This is a genomic window from Pseudomonas kairouanensis, assembly GCF_004682055.1.
Taxonomy (GTDB): Bacteria; Pseudomonadota; Gammaproteobacteria; order Pseudomonadales; family Pseudomonadaceae; genus Aquipseudomonas; species Aquipseudomonas kairouanensis.
The window spans coordinates 66,194-83,288 of the sequence record NZ_QUZU01000002.1 but is presented as its reverse complement, the minus strand read 5'-3'; the positions used below and the strand labels follow the sequence as shown (position 1 = coordinate 83,288).

The following is a 17,095-nucleotide window of genomic DNA, read 5'->3' as shown; positions in this document are numbered from 1 at the left end:
GCTCTCTATTTAGGAGCAGCCATGCTCAAATGTTCAGCAATGGGGCCCAGCGCCAGGGTTGGCAGGAAAGTCAGGCCGCCGACCAGCAAAATGGTCACGGTCAGCAGGGTCACGAACAGCGGGCCATGGGTGGGGAAGCTGTTCTGGCCAATCGGTGCGGCCTTCTTCATTGCCAGGCTGCCGGCCAGGGCCAGTACCGGGAGGATGTAGCCGAAGCGGCCGATCAACATGCCCAGGCCCAGCATCAAGTTGTGGAAGGGGGTGTTGGCACTGAAACCACCAAACGCCGAGCCGTTGTTGGCACTGGCCGAGGTGTAGGCATAGAGCAACTGGCTGAAACCATGGGGGCCAGGGTTGCTGATGGCACCGGCCGGACCAGGCAGGCTCGCGGCGATGGCGCCGAGTACCAGCACGCCAACCGGCATTACCAGCAACGTCACCACCAGCAATTGCACTTCCTTGGCTTGGAGCTTCTTGCCCAGGTATTCCGGGGTGCGACCAATCATCAAACCCGCGAGGAACACGGCGATCAGCACGTTGAGCAACATGCCGTACATACCAGCGCCCACGCCGCCGAAGATCACTTCGCCGACCATCATGTTGACCAGCGCCACCATGCCACTGAGGGGGTTGAGGCTGTCCTGCATGCCGTTGACCGAACCGTTGGACGCCGCAGTGGTGGTGACGGACCACAGCACGGTGCCGGTGGTGCCGAAGCGTGATTCCTTGCCTTCCAGCGGTGCGGTTTGCTCCACGACTGGGCTGTTCAGGGTCGGGTTGGGCTGGTACTCGGCCCACAGTGAGGTGGCGCCGCCGATCAGGAACAGCGCGAGCATGCAGCCTAGGATGGCGCGGCTTTGGCGCAGGTCTTTGACGTAGTGGCCGAAGGTGAATACCAGCGCTACCGGGATCAGGATGATCGCGGCCAGCTCGAACAGGTTGGCCCAAGCGGTCGGGTCTTCAAACGGGTGCGCCGAGTTGACACCGAAGAAGCCACCGCCGTTGGTGCCCAGTTGCTTGATCGCAATCTGGCTGGCCGCCGGGCCCAGGGGAATCACTTGATCCACACCCTGCATCGTCACCGCATCGACGTAATGGGCGAAGGTTTGCGGTACGCCCTGCCACACCAGAAACAGCGCCAGCACCAGGCACAACGGCAGCAACCCGTAGAGGGTGGCGCGGGTCATATCGACCCAAAAATTGCCCAATGTCTTAGTGGATCTACGACCGATCCCACGGCAAAGAGCGACCAGGACTGCCAGACCGGTGGCAGCACTGACGAAGTTCTGCACGGTCAGGCCGGCCATCTGGCTGAGGTAGCTGAGGGACGCCTCACCGCTGTAGGACTGCCAGTTGGTGTTGGTCATGAAACTGACCGCCGTGTTGAAGGCCAGTGTCCATTCCTGACCCGGCAATTTCTGCGGGTTGAGTGGGAGATAGTCCTGGAACAGCAGGATCGCGAACAACAACACAAAGCCGGCAAGGTTGAAGGCCAGCAGGGCCAGCGTGTACTTCTGCCAGCTTTGTTCCTGATGCTCGTCCACGCCCGAGAGTCGGTAGCAGGCTTTTTCCACAGGTCCCAGTAACGGACTGAGCCAGGTGTGCTGCCCTTCCATCACCTTGTAATAGAACCGTCCTAGAAAGGGTGCAGGCACCAGCACCACGGCAAAGAAGGCAATGATCAGCCAATAGTCATAACTGTGCATGGCCCGCTCCTAGTTCCGGTCCGCGCGTAGCAGCGCAACCAGCAGATAAATGAACAGCGCCACGGCCAATAGCAGTGACACCCCGTCCAGAACGCTCATGGAAGTCTCCCCGTTTAGCGGCGTATTGCCGCGTGTGGGGCAATTGTCGGCAGGAGTGGCGTAAAGGAACGAGAGCGAGGGGGTGGATGGGGCGTAAAGATGGCGTAAAGAGTGGGGTTATGCTGGGTTTACAGGGGGATTTTTGGCGCCTGGGGGGGCCTCATCGGGGGCAAGCCCCCTCCCACACTTTGATCGGTGCCCGGCATGACAATGCGGTCAAATGTGGGAGCGGGCTTGCTCGCGAAAGCGCCGGCTCAGTCAACACTGCACTCAACTGGTGCAATGACAGAAACATTCAAACGCCAAACCGTCTCTTCGGCGACAATTACACCGCTTTACGACACCGATGCCTGGCATGGCATGCCCGCTGCAACACCTTGAATCATTCCAACCGGTTCAGGGAGAGCAACACGATGAACACACAACTCAAACCCACCCTCGGCACCCTGCATTTATGGGGCATCGCCGTTGGCCTGGTGATCTCCGGGGAATACTTCGGCTGGAGCTACGGCTGGGGCGTCGCCGGAACCTTGGGCTTTCTGGTGACTTCGTTGATGGTCGCCGCGATGTACACCTGCTTCATCTTCAGTTTCACCGAGCTGACGACCGCGATTCCCCACGCCGGCGGCCCGTTTGCCTACAGCCGCCGCGCCTTTGGCGAGAAAGGCGGCCTGATCGCCGGCCTTGCGACCCTGATCGAATTTGTCTTCGCCCCACCAGCGATTGCCTTGGCCATCGGTGCCTACTTGAATGTGCAGTTCCCGGCGCTGGACCCCAAACATGCGGCCGTGGGTGCCTACATTGTGTTCATGGGCCTGAATATCCTCGGCGTCAAACTCGCCGCCACCTTTGAATTGGTGGTGTGCGTGCTCGCCGTCGCCGAGCTGCTGGTCTTTATGGGCGTCGTTGCCCCGGCGTTCAGCTTCAGTAATTTCGCACTCAATGGCTGGGCCGGCTCCGACACCTTTGGCGCCCCAGCGATTGCCGGCATATTTGCCGCGATTCCCTTCGCCATCTGGTTCTTCCTCGCCATCGAAGGCGCGGCCATGGCGGCCGAAGAAGCGAAAGATCCCAAGCGCACCATTCCCAAAGCCTACATCAGCGGCATCCTGACCCTGGTGATCCTGGCCATGGGCGTGATGTTCTTCGCCGGTGGCGTGGGCGACTGGCGCACCCTCTCCAACATCAACGACCCACTGCCACAAGCCATGAAAACCGTGGTGGGCGACAACTCCGGCTGGCTGCACATGCTGGTGTGGATCGGCCTGTTTGGCCTGGTGGCCAGCTTCCACGGCATCATCCTCGGCTACTCGCGCCAGTTCTTCGCCTTGGCCCGCGCCGGTTACCTGCCATCTTTCCTGGCCAAGCTGTCACGTTTTCAGACACCCCACCGGGCAATCATCGCCGGTGGCGTGGTCGGCATCGCCGCCATCTACAGCGACGGCTTGATCAACCTCGGTGGCATGACCCTCACCGCCGCGATGATCACCATGGCCGTGTTCGGCGCCATCGTGATGTACATCATGAGCATGCTCAGCCTGTTCAAACTGCGTAAGACCGAACCCCTGCTGGAGCGTACCTTCCGCGCACCGGGTTACCCTGTCGTGCCGGGCATTGCCTTGGTATTGGCGGTGGTGTGCCTGGTGGCCATGGCGTGGTTCAACGCACTGATCGGGCTGATCTTCCTGGGTTTTATGGCGGTGGGCTTTGCCTACTTCCAACTGACCGCCCAAGCCCGCGCCGATGCACCGGCAGATGCGATGCTGACCGGGCTCTGATCTACTTGGGGCAGAACGGGCCTACACTGAACTAGTCAGAAAGCCCGTTACTCAAAGCAGTTATTCCCGTGGGAAAATTCTCCCACGGCAATCTGCCTCAAGGAGAGCCTTATGCCGTGGTATGCGTGGTTGATTTTAGTGGTAGCGATCGGGTCGATCGTCGGTGGCCTGCTGATGCTGCGAGACAGCGCCAACAAGGTGGAACTCACCGACGAACAGCGCAAGCGCGTGGCCGAACGCAACGCCCAGGCGGATGCCAAGGATGCGCAGGACCGCTGAGCCAGGGGCTACTCCCAATCCGCCTTGGCAATCTGCAACCCGTGCTGCCCCTGGTAGGCAGCACGCTCAGGCTGGCTCCAACCGCTCAGTAGTGCCTCGTCCAACTTATAGATCTCAACCCCTAGAGGGCGACATACCGTCAGCGGGTCCTGCGCATCCGGCCCCCACATCGGTAGCGACAAATCCCCACCTGGGCACGTCGAAAGCGCACACAGCAAATCAATCTCGGCAAAGAACTCCAGGTAGTCGCCCTTCTGCGCCGGACACGCCTTCATAAAGTACATGTCGTCATGATTGAGGCCGGTGCACTGGAAAATATTCAACACGTCATGCACGTCGAATTCCGTCAGACCGTGAGGCAATACCGCACGGGTCAGGTTCGAGTGGCAGTGATGGTGGAAGTCCTCACCGGTCAGCATGCGATTCACATAGGGGTCGCAGCGCGTACCAAGCAGGTCGTGCAAACGTCCGCCGTGTTCATCGATGCCATAACTCGCCAGGCTATCGTCGGTGATCGTCACCAGCGGCCTTAGGAATGGTAGGTTCGACCACAAGCGGTCATGGGTACTCACATGCGCGCCCTGTAACTGCCGCGTACGCGCCGCCCACAGGCGTTCGCGAGGGTCGTTGGCGTTCCACACATTGAAGTCGCCGACCTGCGGCCCGACCGGTGTAGTGACTCGAAACACATGCCCCGCCGGCACTTTCCACGCCCTGCCTGTACGAATGGGCACCTCGAACTGATCGATCAGGGTGCGTTGTTCTTTTTGGTCCCGGATGCGCTCATAAAACGCCGTGTCGACCTGCAACGCCGAACCTTTACTGACCTGATAGGCCGCCGGATAGTCTTTGTACATGATTCAGATGCTCCATCAGGGGTGGGAAAACAGGGCCAACGACAGGCGTTCCGAATCATCCAGGTACAGGCTCATCGCCTCCCCTGCCGCCGGCTTGTCCTGCTGGACCAACAGTTGGTAAATCTCACGATCACGCTCCAGCCATGGCGTCTGGAAACGCTGCTCATCGGGCGCAGCGCAAAAAACCAGGCGCAGTTGGGCAATCACCTGAGCGAAGAACTCATCGAACAGGGGGCTGCGTATCAGGCCGACAATCTGCTGGTGGAACACCAGGCTGTGAGTGGCTACCGCGCGCCAGTCTTCGCGCTCGCGAGCCAGGGTGGTGGCGTCTATAGCGTTTTGCATGCGTTCGGACTGGTCTACTGTAAGCGCACCGCTCTGGGCAATGGCCTGCAACTCCAGCGTACGACGCACCACAAACAGATCGCGAACCTCGTCCCGCTCCAACCGCCTGACCATCACCCCCTTGTTGCGTACATACCGTGTCAGGCCTTCCTGCCCCAGGCGATGCAACGCCTCACGAATGGTATTGCGCGAGGCGTTATAGGCTTTTACCAATTCCACCTCGACCAGTGCCATGCCCGGCAAAAGCCGCCCGCCGATGATGTCGGCACGCAACTCCAGGGCGATTTGGTCGGCTAGGGATAGGCTGAGTGTCATTACTACCTCTCGATTGTTGAACAATCTATGAGGTAACCGTAATCACTTTTCGTGCCAACGTACCGCCAATTTGCTTTCGATTCCGACCTATGCATTACTCAAAAAGCCCCTAAAGCCCAGATCCACCAGCGCATCATCAAAAAAGCCTCCGTACGCTTTCGCCGCACCGGCATCGGCGCTACTGGTCTACAGCCGTTAACGAAAAGGCCGATCAATGACCGGCCTCTTGGTGTGTTGAGTGTTTAGTTAAGCGCCAACCTATCGCGATTCTTCTCCAGCAACGCCTTGCCTATCCCCTTCACCTCCAGCAATTCATCTACCGCCGTAAACGGACCGTTGCTCTCGCGGTACGCGACAATCGCCTTGGCTTTGGCGGCGCCGATGCCGAAGAGGTCACGGCGTAGGGTTTCGGCGTCGGCGGCATTGAGGTTGACCTTGGCGGACTGCTCGGTTTTGGAGAGTTGGGCGGTGATGGGAGTTGGGGGTTCGGGTTTGATAGAAGGCGCTGCGGTGGTGGTAACGGAAAGGGTGGTGAGGAAGGCGAAGATTAGGGAGGTTAGGTAGGTGTTTTGCATTTGACGCTCCTTGGAATCGATAAGTGGAAAAGCAGCTTTCCGAAGCTGCTTTTCTAACTTAGGCGACGTTGGGGATTCGTCAAAAGTGGTTGAGTAACAAGGTGTTAAATCAAGGTTCGAGGCGGCGCTGCTGGTAGATCCAGTCGACGATTTCGCCGTCGGGGGAGTAGCCGCTGACTGTGTCGCGAAGGAGCTCACGGATACTCGCGTAATCGTCCTCATCGACCGCTACCAATAGCTCGTTCAGTTTGCCCTTGAGCACATCCCACGACAGATGATCTTCACTGGCGCTCATAATCATCGGGTGCTGTGTCGCGACGACGTTATCGCCAATCAGTAACTCCTCGTAAAGTTTTTCACCGGCGCGCAAGCCGGTGAACTCGATGGAGATGTCACCTTGGGGGTTTTTATCGGAACGTACGCTCAGTCCAGAGAGATGAACCATCTTCTCGGCTAGCTCGATGATTTTCACCGGCTCGCCCATATCCAATACAAATACATCCCCACCCTGGCCCATGGAGCCCGCTTGAATGACGAGTTGGGCGGCCTCTGGGATCGTCATGAAGTAACGCGTGATCTTCGGGTGGGTAACTGTCAGCGGCCCGCCGGACTTGATCTGCTTGTGGAACAACGGAATCACCGAGCCCGAGGACCCTAGAACGTTGCCAAACCGAACCATCGTGAAGCGTGTTTTATTGACGCGGGACACATTGGACTTGTCGCCGAACAGTACGGGGGCCAACTCTCGGCTCAGGGCTTGAAGCGTCAATTCAGCCAGCCGTTTGGTGCTCCCCATAATGTTCGTGGGGCGCACGGCCTTGTCGGTCGAGATCAATACGAAATTGGCAACACCCGCCTGAAGCGCGGCCTGTGCTGTATTCAGTGTTCCAATGACGTTGTTCAACACACCTTCTGCAACATTGTGTTCAACCATCGGGACGTGTTTGTAGGCCGCTGCATGGTAGACAGTATCGACATGCCAGGTCTTCATCACGTCGAGTAGTTTCCCCTGGTTACGCACTGATCCGAGAATCGGTAGAAGCTTCAGTGGCATAGACTCCCGCGCGATGCGTTGCTCCAACTCGGACAGAATGGTGTATAGATTGAATTCGCTATGATCAAACAACAGCAAAGTCGTTGGCCTTAGGGAAACAATCTGCCGACAAAGCTCAGAACCGATGGAGCCACCCGCGCCGGTAACCAGTACAACTTGAGCCTTGACGCAGTGCTCAAGCAAATCAGCCTGGGCCGGGACAGCATCGCGACCCAGCAGGTCTGCAATATCTACTTCTTGGATATCATCGACTTTAACGCGCCCACTAGCGAGGTCCATGAAGCCGGGAACGCTTCGCACGTGGAGTGGAAAGCCTTCGAGGAAGCTGAGGATTTCACGACGGCGGCCGCGATTGGACGAGGGGATGGCTAAAAGGATTTCCTGAGCGCCTGTTGCCTCGATCATTTGTTGAATGTGCTTGGGATTATAAACGTGCAAGCCCGATATGACGCGGTCGGAAATACTGGAATCGTCATCAATAAATGCCACTGGGCGCATGACTCGACCCATTCGCAGTGCGGCGACCAGTTGATTCCCCGCAGAGCCGGCTCCGTAGATGGCGACTTTGATCAAGCCATCGTCACGACTGGTAAAAGGCACGTGCTGCGACGCGGTGAACCAATCCCCCAGGAAATACTGACGCATTCCCAGGCGTAAGCCACCGATCATGATCAGGCTCAGCCACCAATAGTTGAACACGATAGAACGCGGAACTACGTTTTGATGATTGCTGTACCAATAGACCACCAGCGCCAATATCAATGCTGACAAGCTGACGGCCTTAATGATCGCGATCAGCGCATCGTTGCCGAAATAACGCATGACCGCCCGGTACATGCCAAATCGTACGAACAAAGGAATGGCAATGATCGGCGCAGAAATGAACAGCCAGAAATGCATCCGAACAGGATTGACCATTTCATCAATGCCCAGCCGCACTACAAAGGCCATCCACAAAGCGATCCACACCATCAAGACGTCGGTCAGAACCTGCAGAACGCGCTTGTAACGCCTTGGCAAGCCCAGCAGCAGCGTGCGCATCCGATCCATCTTTACTCTCCAAAATGACATTCACCTGCAAATAAAAAATGCAGGGCAGATCTAGCTATCAGAATATTTTAGTCTGCACTTGGATATTCAGAATGATCAGTTCGCATCAAACTTCTCCAACGCTCCGGCGTGAAACCTTACTGCCAGCCAAACCAGTGGGGCATAAGCGAGAGCGAGTCCAAAAAGTCCATCGATATCCAATAGCACGACCGAAAGCGCTACTGGGAACAACCAGAATATATTGATGCCCGCAACCGCCAGCGTGACCGGGCGGTGATAACCAAACTGCCGGGAGGCAAACTGATAGGCGTGACTGCGATGTGCCTCATAGACCTTGTCCCCGCGGACTAGTCGGCGTATCAGGGTGAAGGTGGCGTCCACGATGAAAACCCCCAACATGATCAACCATGCCCAGAACAACTGGGGGGAAACAGCACCGGCCTGCAATGAAAAGGTGCCCAGCATAATACCAATAAACCCGCTTCCGGCATCGCCCATGAAAATTCTAGCCGGTGGGAAGTTCCAAAACAGAAACCCCACTACCGCCATACTGAAAACCAGCGGCGTCCACACGAGTAGTGGCTGTTCAACCCACCAATAGATGACACTCATACCCAAGCAGGCGCAAAGAGCCTCAACGCTTGCAATGCCATCGATGCCGTCCATGAAGTTGTAGAGATTCAATAACCAGACCAGATAAAGAACGGCCAGGAAGTTCCCGAACCAGCCGAGGTCCAGGAGACAACCGAACACCTTGACCGGACCCAGTCCATGTAGAAAAAACAATACCCAGGCGGCGGCAAGAAAATGACCGAGGAGCCGCCAACGTGCGGAAATATGCTCGTGGTCATCCATAAACCCCAGGATTGCCACGCCCATCCCGGCGCCCAATATGGCCCACGCCCATGACCACGGCAAAAGGTCGGCAAAAGCCAGCACAGGGACTGCTGCTAGAAAGCTGATCACAATCGCCACCCCGCCACCCCTGGGGGTTGGAACAGAGTGAGAACTGCGGGCGTTGGGTGTATCGATCAAACTGGTCGATAGGGCATAACGCCTAAGCAACCACGTCAGCAGAAGCGAAACACCCGCCAAGCCGGGGAGTAGCCAAAGGAAATTCATCTTTTATTCTGATCCAGAAAATGACGTGCCGTAGCGTCAAGTGCTTGATCAACACCGATACGAGGTGCCCATCCAAGCAATGAACGCGTCTTGCTGATATCGACCTGCAACGTCCCGCACAGCCGCTGAGAAAATCCGGACATTCCCAAAAGCTTAGCCGTACCCTTGAGTAGCCAGGATGGAACGGGCACTAAACGCGCCGGCGTATGCAGCGCACGCGCCATTTTGCGCAACAGATCGGTGGTAGAAAGGTCCTCATCATCACTGACGAGAAAAACTTGATTGCTGGCGGCGGGATGATCCAGACAAGTCACGATTAAGTCCGTCACGTTATCAAGGGCGACAAAGCTGCGTTTGTTGTGAATAGCGCCCAATGGCAACGGGATGCCTTTGCGCAAAAAACGCATCATGTTTTGAACGTTTGCTTTTACGCCTGGGCCGTAGATAAGCACGGGGCGAATGATGACAATATCCATCTCGAGTTCCTCGGCCAATCGCAACAGCTCTTTTTCAGCTTCCCATTTGGAAAGACCATAGGCGTCGATTGGCTTCGGCCCGTCATCGGGGGTGTAAGGCCTGCCGACCTGGGACTCTTCGCCATTGACCTTGATCGAGCTGATAAATACAAAGCGACGAACCCCGGCTGCTGCAGCCTGTCGAGCTAGGTGCAACGTGGCGCCAACGTTAACGTCGCGAAAAGCCTGAAGCGGATCCTCTGACTTATCGGCCATGATATGCACACGAGCGGCGCAGTGAACGACAACGTCCACACCTGTCAGGGCTGCCGCCCAGGATGTCTGGGTGTCCATGGCGCCGGTGAAATGCGTAACCACGCCCGCAGCGACATTGGTCTCGGCATTACGCACCGAGGCCGACAAACGATATCGATCCTCTGATTGCAAGCGACGGATCAGGTCCTGACCCAAAAAGCCGCCCGCACCGGTAATGAAGATGTGTTCCATCAACGCCGCGTTCCCGAGCGCTTGAAGTACTCCAACAACTTGAATGGAATCTTACTGAGGACCATGAGCAAGTTGGTATAGACGCCATTTCGCCGACAGGCCTGAACGATCTCCCTATTGAGTTTCAGGCTGCTTTTGATACCGGAAGTACTGACACCACCGGAACGCATGCGAACCAATACCTTGTCGATATACGAGAAGCTAAATTGTTTGGTCAGCAGCAACCGAACAAACATCTCATAGTCCGCCGATATCGCGTACAATAAGGAATAGTCACCGACTTCCATGTACGCGTGCTTTCTTATGAACGTGCCCGGATGCGGAGGCATCCATCCAAACCGAAGCTTCCAGGCCTTGAAATGAGCGGCGCGATAGACCCGTGTCACTCGCTGCAGGTCGTCAGGTTTTACGAAAACGACATCGCCAAAAATCAACGCATCGTCTGGTTTTAGACGAAATACTGCAGCAACGCTCTCCAGCGACGAAGGGCTCTCGTAGAAATCATCGGAGTTGAGAATACCGATAACATCGCCGGAGGCCAGCGCGATACCTTTGTTCATCGCGTCGTATATCCCGCGATCCGGCTCGCTCACAATGGTCGCTATAGACTCTGCATACTCCGCGACCACACCCATCGTATTATCTTTGGACCCACCATCCACGATGATGTATTCAATGTCCGAATAGGTTTGCGCCAACACAGATTCAATAGTGTCTCTTATTGTTTTTTCACTATTGTATGAAACCGTGATAATCGAGATCTTCAAGACATCAACCCTTTACGCGACCGTATATATCTTCAAACCGTACGATATCATCCTCTCCCAGATAAGACCCTGATTGAACTTCAATCAGTTCCAGGGGAATCATTCCTGGATTTTCTAGTGCATGCACCTGGCCAATGGGGATGAACGTGGATTGGTTCTCCGTGACGAGGTAGATCTTCTCCCCATTCGTGACGCGGGCAGTGCCACTCACGACCACCCAATGTTCGGCGCGGTGATGATGCATCTGCACCGAAAGCTTCTCACCTGGTTTGACCGTAATGCGTTTGACCTGATAACGCTCGCCCCTATCAATGGAATCGTAAACACCCCAGGGGCGATAAACCTCGCGGTGGTTTACCTGCTCTTTGCGTTGACCGGCCTTGAGTTGATCGACGATCTTTTTGACTTCCTGAACTTGGTCTTTATGCGCCACAAGGACTGCGTCCTTGGTTTCCACAATAATCAGGTCTTGCACACCTACAGTGGTGACCAGTCGATGAGTCGCATGAACGTAACTGCCGGTGGTTTTCTCCGATAGCACATCACCTTTGAACAGGTTGCCTTGCGCGTTTTTCTCGCCGGCCTCCCAGAGAGCCGACCACGAGCCGATGTCGCTCCAACCGGCGTTCAAGGGCACCATTACCGCATCCGAGGTTTTTTCCATCACGGCATAGTCGATGGACACGTCTGGGTTGGTGGCAAAGATGGCGCCGTCAACCCGGGTAAAATGCATATCTTGCTGGCCGCCGGCCAAGGCATCGCGACATACCGACACGATTTCTGGATGAAACTTTTCCAACTCCTGGATAAAACGGCTGGCGCGGAACATAAACATGCCGCTATTCCAGAAGTAATCACCTTGGGCCAGATAAGACTTCGCGGTACTCAAGTCAGGCTTTTCAACGAATTTACTGACCTGAAACCCTCCCCCCCCAACGGATGTGCCCAATTGAAGGTATCCATAGCCCGTCTCAGGGCTCGTAGGCGTAATTGCGAACGTGACCAACTTGCCAGACTCTGCGAGCAAAAGTGCCGTTGAAATGCTCTTCTGAAAGGCTTCGACATCCTGGATCAAGTGGTCAGCAGCCAGCACCAGCATGATCGGATCGTCCTGCTCGCTCAAAGCCTGAAGCGCAGCCAGAGTGATGGCTGGTGCCGTGTTCCGGCCGACAGGTTCAAGAATGATATTGGCGTCTTCCAGCCCCAATTGCCGCAGCTGTTCGGCAGCAAGAAAGCGGTGATGTTCATTGCATATCAACCGCGGCAGCCCGTGCTCAAGCCCATCAAGGCGCTTGATCGTGGACTGGAGCATCGTCAGGTCCGCATCTACCAAGGGTAGAAACTGCTTGGGGTTCAGTTGACGAGAGAGTGGCCATAGCCGGGTGCCTGAGCCGCCCGCCATGATTACTGGGAGAAACATTCAATCATCCTTTGAGACCGAGGTCAGCGCTGCGGTGCAGGCGCGAGTGTAGTATGCACGGGAACCATTAAGTGGATAACCCAAGCCTTGGAAAAGGCTGCTAGGATGGATTTTCAGCCTAGCGCGAACGAGCTTGCAAGGCGTTATCGGAGAACCAGGCATAGGCATCTCGCAACCCGTCCTCGAGGCTGATAGTCGCACGCCATCCTAGTCGCCCTAGACGCGAAACATCCATCAGCTTTCTTGGCGGCCCGTCCGGCTTAGTGGCATCAAAACTCAGCCGCCCCTTAAATCCGGTGACCTTGGCGATGGTTTCGGCCAGCTCTCGAATAGTGCAGTCCTCCCCGGTACCGACGTTGATATGAGAGAGCATCGGCTGGGTATAGGCGCCATACAGGTCCTGATCCAATTCCATGATGTAAACTGAGGCGCCGGCCATGTCATCGACATGCAGGAATTCACGCATCGGCGTGCCGCTGCCCCATATGACAACCTCCTCAACGCCCTGTTCGACGGCGTCATGGAACCGACGCAGAAGCGCCGGTATGACGTGGGAGTTTTGCGGGTGGAAGTTATCATTCGGGCCATACAGGTTAGTGGGCATTGCGCTGCGATAGTCACGCCCATATTGGCGGTTGTAACTCTCGCACAACTTGATCCCGGCGATCTTCGCAATCGCGTAAGGCTCATTGGTAGGTTCAAGAACCCCGGTCAGCAGCGCTTCTTCAGCCATCGGCTGCAGAACCTTGATGGGATAGATGCACGAGGAGCCGAGAAACAAAATTTTCTGCACATCGTGCTGGTGCGCCGCATGGACAATGTTCGCCTGCATTGTCAGGTTTTCGTAGATGAACTCGGCCGGGTAGTTGTTGTTGGCATAAATGCCACCCACCTTGGCCGCTGCCATATAGACTTGCTCGATTTTGTTTTCGGCAAAAAATTCCGTCACCGCGCGTTGATCCAGCAAATTCAATTGAGCCCTGTCGCGGGTCACAATATTGATATAACCCAACGCTTGAAGACGCCGGACGATGGCCGAACCTACCATCCCCTTGTGGCCAGCAACAAAAACACATTCGCTCAATTGACGTGGCATGTTAGTTCTCCAGCGACACCGGCAAGTCATAGCCATGATTCTTCAACAATGCATGACGCTGGGCGACTTTCAAATCCTCGCGAACCATTTCCGCACACATCTCCTGGGCAGTGATTTCCGGTACCCAACCTAACTTCGTCTTGGCCTTGGTAGGATCTCCAAGCAGTGTTTCAACTTCGGCCGGGCGGAAATAACGTGGATCAACACGAACGAGCGTATCGCCGACTTTGAGCGCTGGGGCCTTATCTCCAACAATCGACTCGATGATGCCCCGCTCATCTACACCTGTGCCTTCAAAACGCAAGGTCAGGCCAAGCTCAGCAGCAGACCAACGAATGAAGTCGCGTACAGAATACTGAACGCCTGTCGCAATAACGAAATCTTCAGGTACGTCTTGCTGCAGCATCATCCATTGCATGCGAACGTAGTCTTTGGCATGACCCCAATCTCGCAACGCATCCATGTTACCCATGTAAAGGCACTGTTCAAGGCCCTGGGCAATGTTTGCAAGACCACGGGTGATTTTTCGGGTGACAAAAGTCTCGCCACGTCGCGGTGATTCGTGATTGAAGAGAATGCCGTTACAGGCATGCATGCCATATGCTTCGCGGTAGTTGACCACAATCCAGTACGCGTAGAGTTTCGCAACAGCGTAGGGCGAGCGCGGATAGAACGGTGTGGTTTCTTTCTGCGGTGTTTCTTGCACCAGGCCATAGAGTTCGGAAGTGGAGGCTTGGTAGAAACGGGTCTTTTTCTCGAGCCCGAGCAGACGGATCGCCTCGAGAATTCGCAGGGTGCCCATTGCATCGACGTCAGCCGTATATTCCGGAGACTCAAAGCTCACAGCCACGTGAGATTGCGCGCCGAGGTTGTAAACCTCGTCAGGTTGCACCTCCTGAATGATGCGGGTCAGGTTCGACGAGTCGGTGAGATCCCCGTAATGCAAGATAAAGCACTGATTATCAACATGCGGATCCTGATAGATGTGATCAACACGTTGTGTATTAAAGGAGGATGCGCGTCGTTTGATACCGTGGACTTCATAGCCTTTTTCCAACAACAGTTCGGCCAAGTAAGAGCCGTCCTGGCCGGTGATCCCGGTAATTAGCGCTTTCTTCAGGGTCATGTTTAAGTCCTAAAATTCTTAGAGTTACTGTTAAATCGCATTTAGCATGCAGGTAATGACATCAGGCATCGTCGATTTTGCCTTCCAGCCCAAAACCTGTTCGGCCTTCTCTGGACAGGCGCGACTGACCAATAGATCAGTGGGTCGAAAGAACTCAGTCGATTGGTCGACATGAGCCTTCCAGTCGAGGCCCAATTGTGTGAATGCTTCAGTGACAAAGCTTTCCAGCTTATGCGTTTGACCGGTTGCGATCACGAAATCACTGGGGTCGTCACACTGCAGCATCCGCCACATTGCATCAACGTACTCCGAGGCGGCTCCCCAATCACGCGCGATATCCAGACGCCCAAGCGTCAACCGCTCCTTGGACCCCGCAGCAATTCGTTTGGCCGTAGTCACGATTTTTTGTGTTACAAATCTGGAGGGGCGTAAAGGGGATTCATGGTTAAACAAGATGCCCGTACACGCAAAAAGATTATAAGCCTCACGGTAGTTATCAACCAGCCAGAACGCTGAGGACTTAGCCACGGCATAAGGGCTTCGAGGATGGAAAGCGGTGCCCTCGGAAGCTGGCTCGCCATTGGTATCACCAAAACACTCGCTGGAGCCCGCTTGATAAAAGCGAATCGGACGTTCCGTCATCCGACATGCTTCAAGCATATTCAGTGTACCCAGCGTAATGCTCTGAATTGTTTCAGCAGGCTGCTCGAACGACAGTCCGACTGAAGACTGCCCTGCCAGAAAGTAGACTTCATCTGGCTCGCTACGCTTGAGTGCCATGAAAACACTGCGAAAGTCCTCGGGCACCATCGACAGCAATTTCACCCTGGAGAATATGTCCAGTCGTCTCAGATTTACGAATGAAGAGCCCTGCGCATCCCGGGATGTCCCCCAAACGGAATAGCCCTTACTCAGCAACAGCTTTGCGAGATAAGCACCATCTTGGCCACTCACACCGCAAATCAGGGCGGTTTTTTCTGAATATTCCAAAGTATTACCTTTGTAATGAATTGTAGATCGATAGTGTTTCTTGGCTACAGCGCTGCCATGAAAAATGATTTAAGCGCTCATGACCGAGCGCCACCAATCTCGCAACTTCGCTGTCAGAGTAAACCACCCTTTCTATCGCTCCAGCCATTTCATCATCATTAACAGGGTCGAAAAAAACACCTGCATCACCGATGATTTCAGGCATTGAACTGGTACCACTACTGATGACAGGGCAAGAATGCGCCATCGCCTCCAACGGAGGAAGGCCAAAGCCCTCATAGATAGACGGATAGACGAACGCCTGGGCGCCCTCATAGAGGTCACCCATTAACGCATCGTCCCCACCCATCTGCCGCACCTGACCCACTGCAAAACCGAGGCGCTGCATCAACTCATGTTCGCTTGCGGAGAATCCACCGCCGCCAAAGGCAACAATGTCGAAATCCGACTTCAACCGTGTTGAGCCCGCCACGGCACGAAGCAGCCCGGCGAAGTTCTTGTAGGCAAAGCGCGCCCCGACATACAACAGGTAGGGTCTGGGCCACCGGGCCTGTTTTTTTTCCGCGACCAGTTTGAATTGCTCAAAGCCCAAGTGAACAACAGACAACTTGCTTTCGGGGACAGCAAACAGCCTCATGAGGTCTTGCCGTGTGCTCTCTGAAATACAGATGACGTGGTCCGCACGCTCTACCGCCCGTCGCTTGAGCTGGGATGTCTTATCTTCTGAAGAGAAGCTTTCGGGGTACAGTTCATGGATCATATCGTAGACCGTCAGAACAGTCGGGCACCCCTTGGGGGCCGTGCTAGAACGGGCGTAATAGGTTTCATGCACCACCTGGGGCCGCCAACGGCTCATCGCCACTCGCCCTTGAAGACGGTTATACCCCAGCATGAGCCTAGCTGTATAACGCGGATAATTTTCTATCCAACGCCCATGAACGATCTCGTCAGACAATTCATTTAAATAAGCATTGCGGTATAGGGGCGAAAAAACCCTCACATCGGTACCCGCCTGAGCCATCTGCTCGGCAATGCGGCAAAAATAACGAGAAATTCCACCGTAGTTTTGCAAGGCGAATATTTGATAATCGAAAGCAACACGCATATTATTTTTTCGCTCGAGAGAAGATTAAGCCCCAACCGATTAAAAACTAAGCTCGTAGCGCATCAAAGCCACTGCCAATTTGAACAAGGGCTGCCGAGGCTGCGCCAGCGTCATAGGGCTCATTAATGTATTACAGTGCAATTCTCCACTGAACCCTCTGGATATCAAAGCGAAAAACGAACAACCGGAGCGCCACGAGAACATAGCTTACCCCTAGCGATAAAAAAATCAAAAAAATATTACCGACACTTAAAACGTCATAGATCAACTTGAAAAACCACAATGAACACACTGAAATCATTATTGGGATGACAATTGCTTCCAGGTACCAAAGCTTCGACGGCTTGACACCTAACTTTCTAAAAATAATCGGCGGGTACAAGACAACAAAACCCAAGTTCAGTAACAGCCAAGGCCATGCACTACCGGTGAGCCCGTAGGTACTGGCC

At 55.1% G+C, this 17,095-nt stretch carries 16 protein-coding genes; 2 read left to right on the top strand and 14 right to left on the bottom strand.

Annotated elements, in window-relative coordinates; genetic code table 11:
• Positions 1-5: 5 nt before the first annotated feature.
• Complete coding sequence (gene kdpA / locus DYL59_RS02725; protein WP_135287792.1) at positions 6-1,706, bottom strand: potassium-transporting ATPase subunit KdpA; 1,701 nt, start codon at positions 1,704-1,706, stop codon at positions 6-8.
• Between the two features lie 9 nt (positions 1,707-1,715).
• Positions 1,716-1,805 (bottom strand): K(+)-transporting ATPase subunit F, encoded by a 90-nt coding sequence (gene kdpF, locus DYL59_RS02720; protein WP_003218754.1) that lies wholly within the window; start codon positions 1,803-1,805, stop codon positions 1,716-1,718.
• A 413-nt stretch (positions 1,806-2,218) separates the two neighbouring features.
• Between kdpF and eat the strand changes: the two genes are divergently transcribed.
• Together eat and DYL59_RS02710 are read left to right on the top strand one after the other, a co-directional pair.
• Positions 2,219-3,583 carry an ethanolamine permease gene (gene eat, locus DYL59_RS02715; protein ID WP_135287791.1) on the top strand — a complete coding sequence of 455 codons (1,365 nt, stop codon included), beginning with the start codon at positions 2,219-2,221 and terminating at the stop codon, positions 3,581-3,583.
• A gap of 111 nt (positions 3,584-3,694) precedes the next feature.
• Positions 3,695-3,862, top strand: coding sequence for a DUF2897 family protein (locus tag DYL59_RS02710; protein ID WP_008437727.1), 168 nt, complete (start codon positions 3,695-3,697; stop codon positions 3,860-3,862).
• Positions 3,863-3,870: 8 nt separating this feature from the next.
• Here DYL59_RS02710 and DYL59_RS02705 read toward each other — a convergent pair whose 3' ends face one another.
• From DYL59_RS02705 to DYL59_RS02645, 12 genes are all read right to left on the bottom strand, one after another.
• Entirely contained in the window at positions 3,871-4,719 is an 849-nt protein-coding gene (locus tag DYL59_RS02705) for an urea carboxylase-associated family protein (protein ID WP_135287790.1), read from the bottom strand.
• Positions 4,720-4,734: 15 nt separating this feature from the next.
• Positions 4,735-5,379 (bottom strand): GntR family transcriptional regulator, encoded by a 645-nt coding sequence (locus DYL59_RS02700; protein WP_135287789.1) that lies wholly within the window; start codon positions 5,377-5,379, stop codon positions 4,735-4,737.
• 242 nt (positions 5,380-5,621) lie between these two features.
• Complete coding sequence (locus DYL59_RS02690) at positions 5,622-5,954, bottom strand: ComEA family DNA-binding protein (protein ID WP_135287787.1); 333 nt, start codon at positions 5,952-5,954, stop codon at positions 5,622-5,624.
• 109 nt (positions 5,955-6,063) lie between these two features.
• A complete protein-coding gene (locus DYL59_RS02685; protein WP_135287786.1) occupies positions 6,064-8,058 on the bottom strand; it encodes a polysaccharide biosynthesis protein in 1,995 nt (664 codons plus the stop codon).
• 96 nt (positions 8,059-8,154) lie between these two features.
• The gene (locus tag DYL59_RS02680) at positions 8,155-9,180 is read right to left on the bottom strand and encodes an MraY family glycosyltransferase (RefSeq protein WP_135287785.1); all 1,026 of its coding nucleotides are present in this window, start codon (positions 9,178-9,180) and stop codon (positions 8,155-8,157) included.
• Entirely contained in the window at positions 9,177-10,142 is a 966-nt protein-coding gene (locus DYL59_RS02675; RefSeq protein ID WP_135287784.1) for a UDP-glucose 4-epimerase family protein, read from the bottom strand. The genes DYL59_RS02680 and DYL59_RS02675 overlap by 4 nt, the downstream gene beginning before the upstream one ends.
• Positions 10,142-10,909: a glycosyltransferase family 2 protein gene (locus DYL59_RS02670; RefSeq protein ID WP_135287783.1), complete on the bottom strand. Its 768-nt coding sequence runs from the start codon at positions 10,907-10,909 to the stop codon at positions 10,142-10,144. The genes DYL59_RS02675 and DYL59_RS02670 overlap by 1 nt, the downstream gene beginning before the upstream one ends.
• Before the next feature lie 4 nt (positions 10,910-10,913).
• Complete coding sequence (locus DYL59_RS02665; RefSeq protein ID WP_135287782.1) at positions 10,914-12,329, bottom strand: mannose-1-phosphate guanylyltransferase/mannose-6-phosphate isomerase; 1,416 nt, start codon at positions 12,327-12,329, stop codon at positions 10,914-10,916.
• A gap of 118 nt (positions 12,330-12,447) precedes the next feature.
• On the bottom strand, positions 12,448-13,425 hold the full coding sequence (gene fcl / locus DYL59_RS02660; protein ID WP_135287781.1) for a GDP-L-fucose synthase: 978 nt from the start codon (positions 13,423-13,425) through the stop codon (positions 12,448-12,450).
• A 1-nt stretch (position 13,426) separates the two neighbouring features.
• Positions 13,427-14,551, bottom strand: a complete 1,125-nt coding sequence (gene gmd / locus DYL59_RS02655; RefSeq protein WP_135287780.1) for a GDP-mannose 4,6-dehydratase — start codon at positions 14,549-14,551, stop codon at positions 13,427-13,429.
• Positions 14,552-14,581: 30 nt separating this feature from the next.
• Positions 14,582-15,541 (bottom strand): GDP-mannose 4,6-dehydratase, encoded by a 960-nt coding sequence (locus DYL59_RS02650; protein WP_135287779.1) that lies wholly within the window; start codon positions 15,539-15,541, stop codon positions 14,582-14,584.
• 4 nt (positions 15,542-15,545) lie between these two features.
• A complete protein-coding gene (locus DYL59_RS02645) occupies positions 15,546-16,646 on the bottom strand; it encodes a glycosyltransferase family 4 protein (protein WP_135287778.1) in 1,101 nt (366 codons plus the stop codon).
• Positions 16,647-17,095: the final 449 nt, after the last annotated feature.